This window comes from Streptomyces sp. NPDC126499 (assembly GCF_040302485.1).
Taxonomy (GTDB): Bacteria; Actinomycetota; Actinomycetes; order Streptomycetales; family Streptomycetaceae; genus Streptomyces.
In genome coordinates this window covers 20177-35571 of sequence record NZ_JBEOUO010000027.1, presented here as the reverse complement: position 1 = coordinate 35571, position 15395 = coordinate 20177, and the positions used below count along the sequence as shown (strand labels likewise).

Annotated in this window: 17 protein-coding genes; 7 read left to right on the top strand and 10 right to left on the bottom strand. The window is 75.5% G+C overall.

Annotated elements, in window-relative coordinates:
• Positions 1-17 precede the first annotated feature (17 nt).
• A complete protein-coding gene (locus ABTZ91_RS29435; RefSeq protein WP_352080253.1) occupies positions 18-746 on the bottom strand; it encodes a TetR/AcrR family transcriptional regulator in 729 nt (242 codons plus the stop codon).
• A 493-nt stretch (positions 747-1239) separates the two neighbouring features.
• Between ABTZ91_RS29435 and ABTZ91_RS29430 the strand changes: the two genes are divergently transcribed.
• Entirely contained in the window at positions 1240-1956 is a 717-nt protein-coding gene (locus ABTZ91_RS29430; protein ID WP_407078054.1) for an adenosylcobinamide amidohydrolase, read from the top strand.
• A 177-nt stretch (positions 1957-2133) separates the two neighbouring features.
• On the opposite strand, the gene ABTZ91_RS29425 is transcribed toward ABTZ91_RS29430, so the two are convergent.
• Both ABTZ91_RS29425 and ABTZ91_RS29420 read right to left on the bottom strand, forming a co-directional pair.
• A complete protein-coding gene (locus ABTZ91_RS29425; protein WP_352080252.1) occupies positions 2134-3522 on the bottom strand; it encodes a deoxyribodipyrimidine photo-lyase in 1389 nt (462 codons plus the stop codon).
• Positions 3523-3686: 164 nt separating this feature from the next.
• The gene (locus tag ABTZ91_RS29420) at positions 3687-5246 is read right to left on the bottom strand and encodes an SDR family oxidoreductase (RefSeq protein ID WP_352080251.1); all 1560 of its coding nucleotides are present in this window, start codon (positions 5244-5246) and stop codon (positions 3687-3689) included.
• A 262-nt stretch (positions 5247-5508) separates the two neighbouring features.
• Here ABTZ91_RS29420 and ABTZ91_RS29415 point away from each other — a divergent pair, with 262 nt between their 5' ends.
• Positions 5509-5946 carry a Rieske (2Fe-2S) protein gene (locus ABTZ91_RS29415; protein ID WP_352080250.1) on the top strand — a complete coding sequence of 146 codons (438 nt, stop codon included), beginning with the start codon at positions 5509-5511 and terminating at the stop codon, positions 5944-5946.
• Here the strand turns inward: ABTZ91_RS29415 and ABTZ91_RS29410 are convergent.
• Entirely contained in the window at positions 5933-6583 is a 651-nt protein-coding gene (locus ABTZ91_RS29410) for a cysteine hydrolase (RefSeq protein WP_352080249.1), read from the bottom strand. The genes ABTZ91_RS29415 and ABTZ91_RS29410 overlap by 14 nt on opposite strands.
• A 128-nt stretch (positions 6584-6711) precedes the next feature.
• On the opposite strand from ABTZ91_RS29410, the gene ABTZ91_RS29405 reads away from it, so the two are divergent.
• Positions 6712-7188, top strand: a complete 477-nt coding sequence (locus ABTZ91_RS29405) for a pyridoxamine 5'-phosphate oxidase family protein (protein ID WP_352080248.1) — start codon at positions 6712-6714, stop codon at positions 7186-7188.
• 175 nt (positions 7189-7363) lie between these two features.
• On the opposite strand, the gene ABTZ91_RS29400 is transcribed toward ABTZ91_RS29405, so the two are convergent.
• Positions 7364-8695 (bottom strand): aminotransferase class I/II-fold pyridoxal phosphate-dependent enzyme, encoded by a 1332-nt coding sequence (locus ABTZ91_RS29400; protein WP_352080247.1) that lies wholly within the window; start codon positions 8693-8695, stop codon positions 7364-7366.
• A gap of 35 nt (positions 8696-8730) precedes the next feature.
• Here ABTZ91_RS29400 and ABTZ91_RS29395 point away from each other — a divergent pair, with 35 nt between their 5' ends.
• Both ABTZ91_RS29395 and ABTZ91_RS29390 read left to right on the top strand, forming a co-directional pair.
• Positions 8731-9426, top strand: coding sequence for a pyridoxamine 5'-phosphate oxidase family protein (locus tag ABTZ91_RS29395; RefSeq protein WP_352080246.1), 696 nt, complete (start codon positions 8731-8733; stop codon positions 9424-9426).
• Between the two features lie 10 nt (positions 9427-9436).
• A complete protein-coding gene (locus tag ABTZ91_RS29390; protein ID WP_352080245.1) occupies positions 9437-10102 on the top strand; it encodes an FMN-binding negative transcriptional regulator in 666 nt (221 codons plus the stop codon).
• On the opposite strand, the gene ABTZ91_RS29385 is transcribed toward ABTZ91_RS29390, so the two are convergent.
• The 4 genes from ABTZ91_RS29385 to ABTZ91_RS29370 all read right to left on the bottom strand — a co-directional run bounded on the left by ABTZ91_RS29385 (position 10092) and on the right by ABTZ91_RS29370 (position 13636).
• Positions 10092-10502: a hypothetical protein gene (locus tag ABTZ91_RS29385; RefSeq protein ID WP_352080244.1), complete on the bottom strand. Its 411-nt coding sequence runs from the start codon at positions 10500-10502 to the stop codon at positions 10092-10094. The genes ABTZ91_RS29390 and ABTZ91_RS29385 overlap by 11 nt on opposite strands.
• Before the next feature lie 205 nt (positions 10503-10707).
• Positions 10708-11718 (bottom strand): DMT family transporter, encoded by a 1011-nt coding sequence (locus ABTZ91_RS29380; protein ID WP_352080243.1) that lies wholly within the window; start codon positions 11716-11718, stop codon positions 10708-10710.
• 176 nt (positions 11719-11894) lie between these two features.
• The gene (locus tag ABTZ91_RS29375; RefSeq protein WP_352080242.1) at positions 11895-12899 is read right to left on the bottom strand and encodes an EamA family transporter; all 1005 of its coding nucleotides are present in this window, start codon (positions 12897-12899) and stop codon (positions 11895-11897) included.
• Between the two features lie 41 nt (positions 12900-12940).
• Entirely contained in the window at positions 12941-13636 is a 696-nt protein-coding gene (locus tag ABTZ91_RS29370; RefSeq protein ID WP_407078053.1) for a Clp protease N-terminal domain-containing protein, read from the bottom strand.
• A gap of 196 nt (positions 13637-13832) precedes the next feature.
• Here ABTZ91_RS29370 and ABTZ91_RS29365 point away from each other — a divergent pair, with 196 nt between their 5' ends.
• Complete coding sequence (locus ABTZ91_RS29365) at positions 13833-14045, top strand: hypothetical protein (RefSeq protein WP_352080241.1); 213 nt, start codon at positions 13833-13835, stop codon at positions 14043-14045.
• Between the two features lie 68 nt (positions 14046-14113).
• Positions 14114-14542: an SRPBCC family protein gene (locus ABTZ91_RS29360; RefSeq protein ID WP_352080240.1), complete on the top strand. Its 429-nt coding sequence runs from the start codon at positions 14114-14116 to the stop codon at positions 14540-14542.
• 67 nt (positions 14543-14609) lie between these two features.
• Here ABTZ91_RS29360 and ABTZ91_RS29355 read toward each other — a convergent pair whose 3' ends face one another.
• Positions 14610-15236, bottom strand: coding sequence for a PadR family transcriptional regulator (locus ABTZ91_RS29355; protein ID WP_352080239.1), 627 nt, complete (start codon positions 15234-15236; stop codon positions 14610-14612).
• Positions 15237-15395 lie beyond the last annotated feature (159 nt).

Sequence of the window (15395 nt, the reverse complement as noted above, 5' to 3'; positions counted from 1 at the left end):
GGGCCTCGCCGGCGTGCCTACGTGGCGTGCTTACGCGGCGTGCTTACGCGTTCGGGGCCGCCGGTCGCATCCCCATCCGTCTCGGCCTCCCGAGGGCCGGGCGACGGGTCCTGCGGGGCGGCGGACGGCTCCGGCCGGGCCCGCCACTGCGCGAAGGCCCCGTCGAGCAGGGCGCGCAGTCCGGCGGCGAACCGCTCGTGGTCGCTCATCCCGGCCACGAGCGGGGCGACACGCCGTACGGTCGGATAGTCCTCGGTGCCGTCCTCGCCCGCCGCCGGGCAGGGCACCAGGCCGGGCGCGCCGGCCCGGGCGGCGACCAGGTGGCCCACCAGGTACTCCCAGATGGCGACGTGCAGGCGCGCGGCCTGCGCGTCGCTCATGCCGTTGCGTACCAGGGTGTCCAGGATGAACTCGGAGAGCCGCATCGAGGTGGCGCCGAGCAGGCGTCCGTCCAGCATCTCGGCGGCGATCCAGCCGTGCTCCTCCAGGACCCGGTGCGCGCTCTGGGCCGCCGCCACGATGGCCGTACGGGGGTCGTCCCCGGGGTCCGGCAGCTCGATGCGCCGGGACACCTCGTCGAACAGCAGGCGCATCAGCTCGCGTTTGTCGCTGACGTGCTTGTAGACGGCGGCGGGGGCCTTGCCCAGTTCGCCGGCGAGCTTGCGCATGCTGAGGCCGGCCGCGCCCTCGCGCTCCAGCACACGCAGTCCCGCCGCGACGATGTGCGGACGCGTCAAAGGCTGCATCGCGCGCTCCGTGGTCGGGGACGTGGGGACTCGGGTACTCGGGGAGCGACATCGTCTCTCACCGGGGCGGTCTCCGGCACGGGATCGGAGGCGACGAAACACGACTGTCGTGTTTCCCGCGACCGCCGGTCATGCCGGAGGCCGGGCCCCCTCCGTGTCGGGGCCAGGCCTCAGCCGGCCCCGGGTCCCGCCGCGGCGCCCCGGCGTCAGGAGGCGGGCGCCCTCGATCGCCGCTCTCCCGGCTGAGCAGGTTGCCGAGCAGTCCGGGAAAGCGTTGCTCGAACTCCGGCCGAAGGCGCAGCAGCATGCCCGTCCCGTGCTGCGCTGGAGGATCACCCGGCGGGCGGGGGGTACGGGACCGGGCGGGCCGCGCTGAACGGGCGCGGCGGGGGGTGCGGGAACGGGCGGTCAGGGCGCGGGACCGGGCGGGCCGCGCTGAACGGGCGCGGCGGGCAGGGTGCGGGGCCCGTCGGCCGGGACGTTAGGGTGCGGGGTGCTTCTCAGACCCTCCGCATCCTCCGGATCCGTTGCCTCCACCCCGCCGTCCGCCCTGTCCGACGCCGTGCTGCTCGGCCACGAGGAGGACGGCCGTCGATGGCCCCTCCTGGTGTGGGCGCCCGGTCCCGGCACCCGCATGGTGTCGAGCGCCGTCCTCGGCGGCGGCATCGGCGAGCGCGCCTGGGTGCTCAACGCCCAGGTGCCACCGGGCTACGCGCGCCTCGACCCGGTCGCCCATCTGCGCACCCTGGCCGAGCGCGCCGGTCTCGACGGCCTCGGGGTCGGCCTGATGACGGCGGCCCCGGTCACGGGCCGCCACTGCGCCGCCGACGGCGGCGTCGAGGCCGTGGTCACGGCCGGGATCGGGGTACGGGGCTGGGCCGCGGCCCCCGACGACGGCGCGGGCACGGTCGGCCCGCCACGCCCCGGCACCATCAACATCATCGTCTCGCTCCCCGTGCCGCTCAGCGACGCGGCCCTGGTCAACGCCGTCGCCACGGCCACCGAGGCCAAGGTCCAGGCGCTGGTGGAACTGGGCGCCGACGCCTCCGGCACCCCCACCGACGCGGTCTGCGTGGCCTGCCCGCCCGCCGACGGCACGCCCCCCGAGCCCTTCGCCGGCCCGCGCTCCCTGTGGGGCGCCCGACTGGCCCGCGCGGTGCACCGTGCGACCCGGGCGGCCTGCGCGGAGGCCCTCGCCCGGGACGCCTGACGGCCCGGCCCGGCCCGCCTGGCGCGGCCACGAGGCCACCGGGTCACCGGGTCACCGGGTCATGGCGACGGCGGCGGCAACGGCAACGACGGCGCCGACCGGCGCGCGTACAAGACCCCGCCGCACCGGCCCGTCCCCCGCCCGCCGCGCGGAGTCACCCGACGCGCCCGGCGCGCGTCACCCGCCGGGATCGGCCGGCGCCCCGCGCGCGGCGCGGAACCGGGCCAGTCCGTCCGCGAGGCCGATCACCGGCTCCGGGTAGTCGAGCGCCGCCCGGTCGCGTCCGGTGAGCCGCCACGGCTCGTGGATCTCGCGCGCCCCGAGCCCGGCGAGCTCGGGGAGCCAGCGGCGTACGTAGGCGCCGTCCGGGTCGTACCGCCGGCCCTGCCGGACCGGATTGAGCACCCGGTTGGGCCGGGTGTCCGTGCCCGTACCGGCCACCCACTGCCAGTTGAGCTGGTTGTCGGCGACGTCACCGTCCACCAGCAGGTCGAGGAAGTGGCGGGCGCCCTCGCGCCAGTCCACGTACAGCGTCTTGGTCAGGAAGGAGGCCGCGACCAGCCGTCCGCGGTTGTGCGTCCAGCCCTCGTGGGCGAGTTGCCGCATCGCCGCGTCCACCAGCGGGTAGCCGGTCCGGCCCGCCCGCCAGGCCGCCAGGTCCGCCTCGGCCTCCGGCCCGCGCCGCCACCGGTCGTGCCGGGGACGGTAGTCCTCGGTCGCGGCGCCGGGCCGGGCGGCGAGCACCTGGTGGTGGAAGTCGCGCCAGCACAGCTGCCGTACGAACGCCTCCGCACCGGCCCCGCCGCGCCGCCGCGCCCGGTGCACCGCCTCGACGGCCGAGACGGTGCCGAAGTGCAGGTGGGGCGAGAGCCGTGAGGTGGCGTCGGCCGCGAGGTCGTCCTGCCGCTGCTCGTACGTGTCGCCGTGCCGCGCGAGCCAGGCCGCGAGCCGTCCGCGGCCCTCGCTCTCGCCGCCGGTGGCGAGCCCCGGGGACACGCCCGGCACGGCGGAGCGCGAGGGCGGCTTCCCGGAGCGCACTCCCGGCGGCACCCGTACGGCGCGGGGCGGGGCGAGCGGGGTGCGCAGGGGGGCGGCGGCCCAGCGCCGGAAGTAGGGAGTGAAGACGGCGAAGTGGTCGGAGCCCTGCGGGACGAGCTCCCCGGGCGGTACGGCGGTGGTCACGGCGTCGTGGACGCGGAGCCGGCAGCCCTCGGCCTCCAGCGCGCGGCGCAGCCGTTCCTCGCGGGCCTGCGCGAAGGCGGAGCATCCGGCCGCCATGTGCACCTCGTCGGCCGCGGCCTCCCGGACCACGGCGCACACCTCGGCCACCGTGTCCCCGCTCCGCTGGACCAGCCGGCCACCGCGCTCGCGCAGGGCGCGGTCCAGGTCCGCGAGGCAGTCGGCGAGGAAGGCGAGCCGGTTCGGCGCCGCGAACCCGGCCCGGTCGACGGCCGGGTCGCGCACGAAGAGCGGCACGACGTCCCGTCCGCCCGCGACGGCGGACCGCAGCGGCGGATGGTCGTGGACGCGGAGGTCGGAGGTGAACAGGACGACGGAGACGTTCATGGCTTCCCTTCCGGGACGGTGGGCGAGAGCGGCCGACGGCCCACGACACACGGCTCGCGCTTCACCGGGCCCCGGCCCCCGCCGCCTTCTCCCTGGCCCGGTCCACCGGCCCCCGGCCCGCGTTCACCGCCCCCCGCCCGCGCCGCCTTCTCCGCGGTCCGCGTTCACCGGTCCCCGGCCCCCGCCGCCTTCTCCGCGGTCCGCGCCCCCTTCCCCCCGGCCCGCGCCGCCTTCTCCGCGGTCCGCGCGATGTTCCGCGCCATGCCACCGAAGACGACCGCGTGGAACGGCGCCACGCTCCACCAGTAGAGCTGCCCGGCGAGCCCGCGCGGGTGGAACAGGGCGCGCTGGTGGTAGCGCGTGCGGCCCGCCTCGTCGCGTTCGGCGCGCATCTCCAGCCAGGCCAGGCCCGGCAGTCGCATCTCGGCGCGCAGGCGGAGCAGCCGGCCGCGTTCGATCTCCTCGACGCGCCAGAAGTCGAGCGCGTCGCCGACCCGCAGCCGCTGGGCGTCACGGCGCCCTCGGCGCAGGCCGACGCCGCCGACGAGCCGGTCGAGCCAGCCCCGTACCGCCCAGGCCAGCGGGAAGGAGTACCAGCCGTTCTCGCCGCCCACGCCTTCGATGACCCGCCACAGCTGGTCCTCGCCGGCGTCGACCGTGCGGGCCCGTTCGTCGGTGTACAGGCTGCCGCCCGCCCAGTCCGGGTCGGTGGGCAGCGGGTCGCTGGGCGCTCCGGGCAGCGAGGCGGAGGACCAGCGGGTGGAGACCTGCGCGTCCCGCACACGCCGGAGGGCGAGTTCGAGCGCCCGGTCGAAGGACAGCGGTCCGCCCGGCGGGTCGGGGACGAAGCGGCGGATGTCGTCCTCGGCGCAGACCACCTCGTGCCGCAGGGACTCGGCCAGCGGGCGGGCGAGGGAGGCGGGTACGGGGGTGACGAGTCCGATCCACTGGCTCGACAGTCCCGGGGTGAGCATCGGGACGGGGACGATGAGCCGTCGCGGAAGGCGGGCGACGGCCGCGTAACGGATCATCATCTCCCGGTACGTGAGGACGTCCGGCCCGCCGATGTCGAAGCTCCGGTTCACCTCCGCCGGCATCTCGGCGCTGCCGACGAGGAAGCGCAGCACGTCCCGCACCGCGATCGGCTGCACGCGGGTGCCGACCCAGCTCGGCGTCACCATCACCGGCAGCCGTTCGGTCAGGTAGCGGAGCATCTCGAAGGAGGCCGAACCGGAGCCGATGACGACGGCGGCCTTGAGGACGGTGGTGGGGACACCCGAGCCGAGCAGGATCCGGCCGACCTCGGCGCGGGAGCGCAGATGGGGCGAGAGTCGGTCCTCCGGCACGTCGCGGGGCGTGAGGCCGCCGAGGTAGACGAGGCGGCGCAGGCCGGCGGCGCGTGCCTCGGCGGCGAAGGTGCGGGCGGCGCGCCGGTCGGTCTCCTCGAAGCCGGTGCCGGAGCCCATGGAGTGGACGAGGTAGTAGGCGACGTCGACGCCGTCGAAAGCGGGCCGCAGGCTGTCGGCGTCGGTGACGTCACCGCGGACGATCTCGACGCGGTCGGCCCAGGGATGGTCCTGGAGGTGGGCCGGGGTCCTGGCGAGGCAGCGCACCCGGTATCCGGCGTCGAGGAGCTCGGGGACGAGCCGCCCGCCGATGTAGCCGCCCGCCCCGGTGACCAGGCAGAGGGCGCCGCCGGGCGCCCCCGTCTGAGGACCTGCCATGCCGCTCGGTTCCTTCCGTGGGGTTCTGTCCCGGACCGTGTCCCGGACCGTGTGTCCCGTCCGTGTCAGTCTTCCCTGCTTCCCCTGGTGTCTCTTCCTCCCCTTCCTCTCCCTCCTCCACTTCCGCCCCTTCCTCTCCTTCCCTTTCCCCTTCCGTCCCTCGCTCGGATGGGCCGTTCCGGTTCTCATGGCGCACAGGGGGTTCCTTCCGCCACCATGGCGCGCAGACGTGCGGGATTCCGGTGATCCGAAGGGGTGCGGTATGAGCGGTGTGGGGCGCAGGTCGGTCGTCGCGGCGGCCGGTGGAGCGGGCCTGGTGGCGGCCCTCGCGGCCTGCGGCGGGAACGCGCAGGACGGTGGCGACGGCGAGGGCTCCGTCGGTGGAGCGGACGCGTCCGGCGGTACGGAGCAGGAGGCGCCGCTCACGACGACCGGTGAGGTCCCGGTGGGTGGCGGCAAGGTGCTCGCCGACCGGGGGCTGGTCGTGACGCAGCCGAAGGAGGGCGAGTTCAAGGCGTTCTCCTCGCGCTGCCCGCACCAGGGCTGCCACGTCGGCAGCGTGACGGACGGGGTCATCGTCTGCCCCTGCCACCAGAGCCGGTTCGACGCCTCGGACGGCAGCGTGAAGAAGGGCCCGGCGACGCGGCCCCTGGAGCCGGTCCCGATCGAGGTGATCGGCGACGCGATCAGGCTCGGCTGACCCGGCGGGGGTCCTGCCAGCAGTCGAGGACCTCGTCGGTGGTCGTGACGGTGGCGACGAGAGCGAGGGTGTGGCGGATCAGCGCGGGCGTGTAGTCGGCGGGCACCCCGGCGATGGCGTCGCCGGGCACGACGACGGTGTAGCCGAGGTTGACGGCGTCGAAGACGGCGTTGGGGATCGCCACGTTGGCGGATACCCCGGTGACGACCAGGGTCCGGCAGCCGAGGTTGCGCAGCAGGGCGTCCACGTCGGTGCCGGTGATCGGCGAGAGGCCGTGCAGGCGCCGTACCACCAGGTCCTGCTCGGCCACCTCGATCGGTTCGGCGATCCGTACGGCGGGGCTTCCGGGGTGCTGTTGTACGGGGAGCCGGGCGGCGGCACGGAAGAGGCGGGCGTTGCGGCCGGCTCCTCGCCCGTCGGGGCGGCGCTCGGCGACGGCGTGCAGGACCTGCACGCCGGCCTCGTGCGCGGTGGCGACCAGCCGGGCGACGTTGCGCAGGGCGCCGGAGGATCGCGCGGCGGCGGCGAGTTCGGGCAGGGCGCCGTTCCGGCCGACCACGCCCTCCTGGCACTCGACGGTGAGCAGCACGGTGCCGTCGGCCGCGAGCTGTTCCCTGAGCCGTTCCCTCTGCGTCACGACGCCTCCTCACTCGCCCCGGTGTCCACCCCCGCCCGGGGGCACCTTGCACGGCGGCACCTTGCACGGCGGCGGCGCAGCCCCCATGATTTCTGACACTCCATCAGAAATCCAGAAGGGTGCGGACGATGGCCGTCGCACAGCGCCGTGGACGCCGGATCATGATGACTCCGGCCGAGCTCGACTCCTTCCTCACCGAACAGCGCACCTGCCGGGTCGCGACCGTGTCGGCGGACGGGCGCCCGCATGTCAGCGCCCTCTGGTTCGCCTGGGACGGCACCTCGCTTTGGCTCTACTCCCTCACCCGCAGCCGCCGCTGGGCGGAACTGCGGGCCCGGCCGCACCTCGCGGTCGTCGTGGACGACGGCGAGGAGTACGGGGAGCTGCGCGGGGTGGAGCTCTCGGGCACCGTGGAGTTCGTGGGCGAGGCGCCGCGCACCGGGGAGCCCTGCCCCGAACTGGAGGCGCCGGAGCGGCTGTTCGCCGCCAAGAACTTCGGCCTCGACGCCATGCCGCACGACGGCCGGCACGCCTGGCTGCGGCTCACCCCGGACGCCGTCGCGTCCTGGGACTTCCGCAAGATGGGCTCCCCGCCCGCCCCGTAGCCTGCGCCCGGTCGGCCCGCAGCACCTCGACCGCCGCACGGCGGGACGGCCGACGGCCGACACCGGCGCGCCGGACGACGCGGATGCGCCACCGCACCGACTGCCGCACCGGGGCGAAGGCCACGCCACCCACCGACGGACGGCCCGCGCCGCAACCCCGGGCCCCGCCCCCCCCTCAGCCGTAGCTCCTGGCCGGTGCCGGCCCCGCCGCGTAGGCGACCGCGTCGGCGAGGGGTTCGATGTCGGCGCGCGTGATGCCGGAGACGGTCACGCGGATCGCCGGTCCCGCGTCCATCCGGAAGCGGGCGCCCGGCGCCACCGCCCAGCCCGCACCGAGGAGCCGGGCGACGGCGCCGGTCTCGTCGGTGACCGGCACCCACACGTTCATGCCGCTGCGCCCGTGCGCCTCGACCCCGCGCCGGGCGAGGGCGCGGACCAGGCCGTCGCGGCGCGCCCCGTACGAGGCGGCCACGGCCGCCGGGTCGACGGCCCCCGTGGTCCACAGGTGGACCACGGCGCGCTGGAGCAGCCGGCTGACCCAGCCGGGGCCGAGCCGCTGCCGGCCGAGGACCCGGTCGACGGTCTCGGGGTCCCCGGTGAAGGCGGCGATCCGCAGGTCGGGGCCCCACGCCTTGGCCACCGAGCGCACGAAGACCCATCTGCCCCGCCCGGTGGTGAGGGGGTGCAGGGGCTGCGCGACGATGCCGTGCCCGTGGTCGTCCTCGACGAGCAGCACGTCCGGGTGGTCGTCGAGTACGGCCCGCAGCGCGGCGGCGCGGGCGGCCGTGACGCAGGCCCCGGTCGGGTTCTGGGCCCGGTCGGTGACGATCACCGCGCGCGCCCCGCCCCCGAGCGCCCGCGCCACGGCCGCGGGCAGGGGCCCTTCGTCGTCGACGGCGACCGGCACGGGCCGCAGGCCGAGGGCCGGCACGAGGTCGAGGAGGCTGCCCCAGCCCGGGTCCTCGACGGCGACGGAGTCACCCGGCTTGAGGTGGACGGCGAGGACCCGCTCGACGGCGTCGAGCGAGCCGGACGCGACACCGACGGGCCCGGCCGGGACTCCGCCCTCGTCGAAGGCGGCCCGCGCGAGCCGCGCGAACTCCTCGTCGACCGGCGCCTCCCCGTACATCGGCGGCCGCTCCGCGTACTCGCGCGCGACCTCCGCGAACACCGCCCCGAGCGGCGGCAGCAGCACGGGGTCCGGACTGCCGTTGCTCACGTCCCGTACGCCGGCGGGGGCCTCGACCCGGATCGAGCCGCGTGCGGTCGTGGCGGGCGCGGGACGCACCCGGCTGCCGCGCCGGCCGTCCGTCTCGATCACCCCGCGCTCGCGCAGGGTGCGGTAGGCGGCGGCGACGGTGTTGGGGTTCACACCGAGCGTGGCCGCCAACTCCCGCATGGGCGGCAGCAGTTGTCCGGGCTTGAGCTGCCCGGAGCCGACGCCCCGCTCCACGCTGGCGGCGATCTCCGATGCGCGACGACCTTCGATCCGATACTCTCCTAGCACAAAGCCAAGTATGCACTAGTGCAATAGGAGACGCAATGACGGACACGACGGCGACCGCCACCGGAACCGCGCGGCCGTCCTACGAGCCCACCGAGCGGACGATCCCCACCCGGTCCCGCGAGCGTGCCTCGTACGACCGCGAGCTGGTCCACTCGATACTCGACGAGGCCTACGTCTGCCACCTCGGCTTCGTCCGCGACGGCGCGCCCGTGGTGCTGCCCACCCTCTACGGCCGGATCGGCGAGCGCCTGTACGTGCACGGATCGACCGGCTCCCGGCCGCTGCGGACGGCCGGTCGCGGCGAGGCCGCCCCGGGCCTGCCGGTCTGCCTCACGGTGACGCACGTGGACGGCCTGGTGCTGGCCAGGTCCGCCTTCCACCACTCCCTCAACTACCGCTCGGTCGTGGTGCACGGCACCGCCCACCAGGTCACCGACCCCGAGGAGCTGCGCACCGCGCTCGACGCGCTGGTCGACCACGTCGTGCCCGGCCGCTCCGCCGACTCCCGTCCCGGCAACGCCAAGGAGATCGCCGCGACCGCGGTCCTGCGCCTGGACCTCACGGAGGTGTCGGCCAAGGTCCGCACGGGCGGTCCGAACGACGATCCGGAGGACGCCGGGCTCCCTCACTGGTCCGGTGTGATCCCGGTCCGGCACGGCTACGGCACCCCGGTCCCGGCCGCCGACCTCGACCCGGCGATCGCCCTGCCCGACTACCTCGCCGCCCTCTGAGGAGCCGTCCGTGTTGATCCACCCCTGGGACGCACCCCATGACGAGCACGAGTGGCGGAGTTGGCTGGCCGAGCACGACTTCGGCCAGCTCGCGGTCAACGGCGGCCCCGGCGAGCCGCCGTGGGTGCAGCCGACGCACTTCCGTTACGAGCCCGAGCCCGGTCCGTACGGCCGGGTGATCACCCATCTCGCGCGCCCCAACCCGCTCTGGCGCGACCTGGAGCACAACCCGGCCGTGCTGCTGAGCGTGGTCGACGACCACGTCTTCGTCCCCGGCCACGGGACGGCCCCGGCGGGAGCCCCGCCCGAGCACGGCACCCCCACCTCGTACTACGCGGCCGTCCAGCTCCGCTGCACCGCGCACGTCGTCGACGACCCCGAGGAGAAGGCCGAACTGCTCCAGCGGCAGGTCGCCCACTTCCAGCCGGAGGGCGGCACCGCCCCGGTGCGGGCCGGGGAGGCACCGTTCGGGCGGATGCTGCCCGGCATCCGGGTGCTGTGCCTGGAGGTGACCGATGTGCGGGCGAAGTTCAAGTACGCGGGCAACAAGCCGCAGGAGGTCCAGGACCGGGTGGCGGCCCGGCTCGCCGAGCGCGGCGGACCCGGCGACGCGGCGGCCCTGTCCCACCAGGCCCGCCGCCGCGCCACCGGCCCGGCCACCGGCCTCAGCCGCTGATCCACCGCTTCAGCGCGTCGACGACGCCCTCCGGCGAGGTGTTGAAGCAGAGCCGGATCCTGGGCTCGGCCTCGCCGAGGACGTCGACCAGCCGCTCGAACAGCAGCGTGTGCTCGGGCAGCATGCGTACCCCGCCACCGATCATCGCGAGGCCGAACTCCTGGTCCTTCAAGTGCTCGCGCACGGCCCGCTCGGCGCTGTCCGGGTCGCCGTCGATCAGACACGAGACGGCGTCGAAGCCCGCCTCGCGCACCAGGGCGTGGCCCGCCTCGATCCGGGCGCCCATCGCCGCCTCGTCGAGGCCGGGCGTCCGGCTGTAGTCGAGGGCACGGGGATGCAGGCCGATGGTCAGCACCTTCGTGCCGCGCGGGAGGGGAGGCGGCGTCGTCGTCCGTTCCATGAAAAGGGCTCCTCGTGTGGGCAGTTGGCGCTCCGTCGATCAAGGACAGCGACGGGCCCGCGCCGGTCTATTCCGCCCGCACGGGAATCCGCCGCACCGCCGCCGCGCCACGCCTCCGCTCGGCCGCCGTACGGGACTACTCCGCCCGCACGGGAATCCGCCGCACCGCCACCGCGCCCCGCCTGCGCTCGGCCGCCGTACGGGACTACTCCGCCCGCACGGCAATCCGCCGCACCGCCGCCGCGCCCCGCCTGCGCTCGGCCGCCGTACGGGCTTCCGCCAGGGCGAGTCCGGTGACGGCGACGAGCAGCAGCAGGGTGCCGGCGAGGGTCGCCGCGGTGAGCCGCTCGCCGAGGAGCGCGACCGCGACGACCGCCGCGCTCACCGGCTCCAGGAGCATGATCACGGAGACGGTCGCGGCGCGGACCACGGCCGCTCCGGCGAAGTAGAGGGCATAGGCGAGGGCGGTCGGCACGGCCGCCACGTACGCCAGCAGCCCGAGCATGAGCAGCGGGGAGTCCGTGTGCGGCAGGAGTCCTTCGGCGGCGGCCATCGGCAGCAGTCCGACCGCCCCGACGGCGAAGGCCCAGGTGGTGGTCGACAGCGCGTCCGCGCCGCCGCCGTCGCGGCCGAGCCATCGGGTGAGCAGGGTGATCGCCGCGTATCCGGCGGCCGACACGAGGGCGAGGGCGACACCGAGCGGCCGGACGTCGGCGCCCCCGCCGCCGAGCACGAGGACGCCGAGCCCGGCGAGCGCCCCGGCGACGGCGGCGGCCCCGCCTGCCCCGATCCGCTCGCCCATGAGGACCCGGGCGCCGACGGCGATGAGCACGGGCCCGGCGCCGAGGGTGACGACGGTGCCGACGGCGAGGCCGGTGGCCTCGACCGCGGCGAAGTAGGCGCTCTGGAAGACGGTCAGGCCGATCCCCGTACCGAGGACGCGGACGAGACGCCGGCGGCGCGGTTCGGCGGGCGCGGCCGGGGCCACGGCCCCGCCCCGCGCGGCGGACCGAGGCCCACGGCGCAGCGCGAGCGCGCCGAGCAGCAGGACGAGGCCGCCGACGCAGCGCCAGAAGGACAGGGCGAGCGGCCCCATGTCACTGGCCCGGAAGACCAGCGAGGCGGCGGCGCCGGCCGTGCCCCAGGCGATTCCGGCGACGATCAGATAGGTGAGGCTCCGCCCGGTGGACAGGGCGGAAGCAGGAGTGTTCGACACGTGTGTTCTCCGCGTGAAGACGGGGTGGGTGTGGTCGCTTCGCTCCGCGGGCGGGCAGCGACGAACCGCTCGGGGGCCGTGTGTCGGCCCGCCCGAGCCCGGTCTTCGTCAGCGGAAGGTGCCGCCCGCGCTAGGCGGCGGGAGGCGGCAGAACGGTCGCGTGCATGATCGGCACCCTACGGGGTGGTCCCGCGGCCGGACAACCCGGCCTCTTCCGGGACGGCGTCCGTCGCCCCGCCGGCCGCCGAGCCCGCGACCGGCTCGTCCGTGGTCGCCCGGGGCGTCGAGGACTGGGCGATGAAGGCGCCGACGAGGACCACGGCGCCGCCGATGATCTGCGGCGCCGCCAGGTGCTCGCCGAGCAGCACCCAGGCGAGCACGGTCGCGACGACCGCCTCCAGGCAGGCCACGACGCCGGCGACCTGCGGGGAGAGCCGGCGCACCGAGACGACGCCGGTGACGTACGCGAGGACGGTGGCGATCAGGACGATCCAGCCGAGCAGCAGCCAGGCGGGGGCGCCGGTGCCGTTCATGTCGGCGCTGCCGGCGAGGAGGGACCAGTCCATGCGCCAGGGGCGGGCGACGACGGTGAGCACGAGGGCGCCGACGAGGAGGCCGTACGCGATGACGCCGAGCGGGTCGGCGGGTTCGGCCTCGGTGCCGCCCTGGTCGGACAGGACGAAGTAGCCGACCTGGCAGCAGGCGGCGGCGAGCGCGAGGAGCAGTCCGAGCAGGTCGAACCTCAGCCCGGACCAGACCTGGACGACGCAGGCGAGTCCGCCGACGGCGAGGACGACGCCGAGGGCGGCGGCGCGGGTCACCGGCCTGCGCTGGACGAAGCGGACCCAGCCGAGGACGAGGGCCGGGGCGAGGTACTCGATGAGCAGGGCGACGCCGACCGGGATGCGGGAGATGGCGGCGAAGTAGCAGGCCTGGACACCGGCGACGGCGAGCAGTCCGAAGCCGGCGAGCAGGGCGGGCTTGCGGCGCACCAGGTCGCGGTGGCGCCAGGCCAGCGGCAGCATGACGAGCGCGGCGCCGGCCACCCGTAGCCACACCACGTGCAGCGGGTCGAGTCCCGCCTCGATGAGCGGCTTGGCCGCGACACCTGAACCACCGAATGCGAAGGCCGAGGCCAGGGCGAGTCCCAGGCCGGCGCTTCTCCCCTGAGACGCGTGCATCGGGCCATCATGACAGGAGCCGGTCAGGCGTGTAACCCCCGTTACACCTGTTGAGACGGGTCCCCGATCCGGGCGGCGAGGGCGGCCCGGTCGACCCCGGCCCGGCGCAGTACTTCGGCGGCCCGGTTGTCCGGGTCGGCGGCGAGTGCGGCGAGCAGGTCGAGGCCCCGGGCCCGGCGGTCGCCGCGCCGTGCGGCCCGTTCGCGGGCGCCCGCCAGGGCGGCGGCTGCGGCCGGCGACCAGCCGCCGGCGCCGTCCCCGGCGCCGCGCACGGCGGGGAGGGCGGAGCCGGTGTCCTCGACGGATCGCTGCCAGTGCAGGCCGTAGCCGATGGAGCGCTGGACGAGATAGCCGAGGACCCGGGCGAGCCGGTGGTCGTCCTCGAACGCGGCGGCGGCCTCGGGGTCGGTCTCGACGAGGGAGTGCAGCAGGTGTGCGGTGTCGATCTGCCGGTCGCCGTCCCGCAGGGCCCGGCGCCGGGCAGCGGTCACCACGGCGACGAGCTCCGGGGTCAGACCGTCCTCGAGTCCGGCCCGGCGCGCCGCGGGCAGCGGCCGCAGCGCCCGGGGGGTGAGGCCGTGCGCCGCCGCACGGTCGGGGCCGGGGCGGTCGGTGGGCGAGGGGTGGCGACCGGGTACGGGAAGGTGACCGGACGCGGAGAGGTGACCGGGTGCGGGGAGGTGACGGTGGGGCACAGGGCCGCGCGGGGCGGGGGCCGGAGGGACGGGAGGCTGCACCCTTCCACCTCATCAGCCCGCGGGCGCGCGAGCATCCCCGGCGAGGAGCATGTGCGCATCCCACCGGAGTCGTGCACGGGCGAGCGGTTCCTCCTCCTTACGGATGAGATCGCGCGACGTCGCCTCCCGGGGCGCGCGCCGCCTTGCCCTGCGCCCCGTTCGCAACCACAGGCCCGTCTCGTATCGTCTTTCAGGCATGTTCTGGATGGTGGCTCTGCTCGCGCTGGACGGGCGGCAGTACGTCTACCGGGTGTACGCACCGCGGGAGGCGTTGCCGGCCGATCTCTTCTGGGCCGCGTTCCACTGCCACGACGAGAGCGGCGGACCGCGCGCCTCGGACTGGTTCGACTCCGCGCAGATCTGGTGGATCGACGGCGAGACCGCGGACCTGACGGTTCATCAGTATTGAATGTTCGCGCCGCTACGGCTACGTTCCGCGACACCGAAGGCCGACTGTACGCGTGAAGGGGTGGTCCCATGGCCGAAGTCAGCGCGGAGGCACGGATCGAGGCACCGGCCGAGAAGGTGTGGGCGCGGCTCACCGACTTCGCCTCGTACGGGGAGTGGAACGCCACCCACACCGGCTTCCCGAACGGCGGCCCGGCCGTACTGGAGACCGGCGCCACCTTCACGGAGAACATGAAGCTCATGGGCTTCCCCGCCGAGGTGACCTGGACGGTGGAGGAGCTGGAGCCGGCGCGGGTGCTCGCGATCCGGGGCAAGGGCCCGATGGGCGTCGACGTCGGCACGCGCTACTCGCTCACCGCCGACGGGCCGGCCACGGTCGTACGGATCGACGGCGCGTTCACGGGCGCGGCCGTCTCCCTGATGGCGGGCAGACTGAAGGACTCGGCCACCACGGCGCTGACCGAGTCGCTGCGCAGGCTCGCCGGCCTGGTGACCTGACCCGCCGCACGGACGAGGAAGGGCCCCGCGGCGGATCGCCGCGGGGCCCTTGGGGCGCCGCTCGGGCTCAGTGCTCGTCGGCGAGGATCAGATACAGCTTCTTGCGGGCCTCGGTGATGACGTCGACGGCCTTCTGCCGCTGCTCGGCACTGCCGGTCTTCCAGACCTGGCCGAACGCCTCCATCAGACCGAAGCCGGCCTGCCGGACCTCGTTCAGGGCCTCCCAGTCGACGCCGCGCCCGGCCTCCTCCCACGGGGCCTCCGGCCCCGCCTCGGCCTCCGCGCGCCCGGCGTCGGTGAGCGTGAACAGCTTCTTGCCGCCGTCGCTCGCGCTGGTGATCAGACCCTCGTCCTCCAGGAGCTGGAGGGTCGGGTAGACCGATCCGGGACTGGGCTTCCAGGCGCCGCCGGTGCGCTCGCCGATCTCCTGGATCATCTCGTAGCCGTGCATCGGGCGGTCCTTCAGCAGGGCCAGGATCGAGGCGCGCACATCGCCGCGCCGCGCCCGGCCGCGGCCTCCGCCGCGCCCGCCCCCGCCCCGGCCACCGAAGCCGCCACCCCAGGGGCCACCGCCGAAGGCTCCCGGCCCGAAGGGGCCGAAAGCGGCGCGCCGCCCCTCGAATTCACCGCGAGGGCCGGGCCCGCAGTACCCACGACCGTGTCCGTGCTGGTGCTCGTGTCCATGTGTACGCATCGCAACGCTCCTTCCATCGGGATTCATCGTCGAACTGTCGCGATGCCTCAACGATATATCGGAACAGTTCGTTCGGCAACACCCCGAGCGCCACCGGGCCTGCCCGCGCCCCCCCCAGCCGACCGGGCCAGCACTCCCGAATTGGCCTTGGCCTGCCGT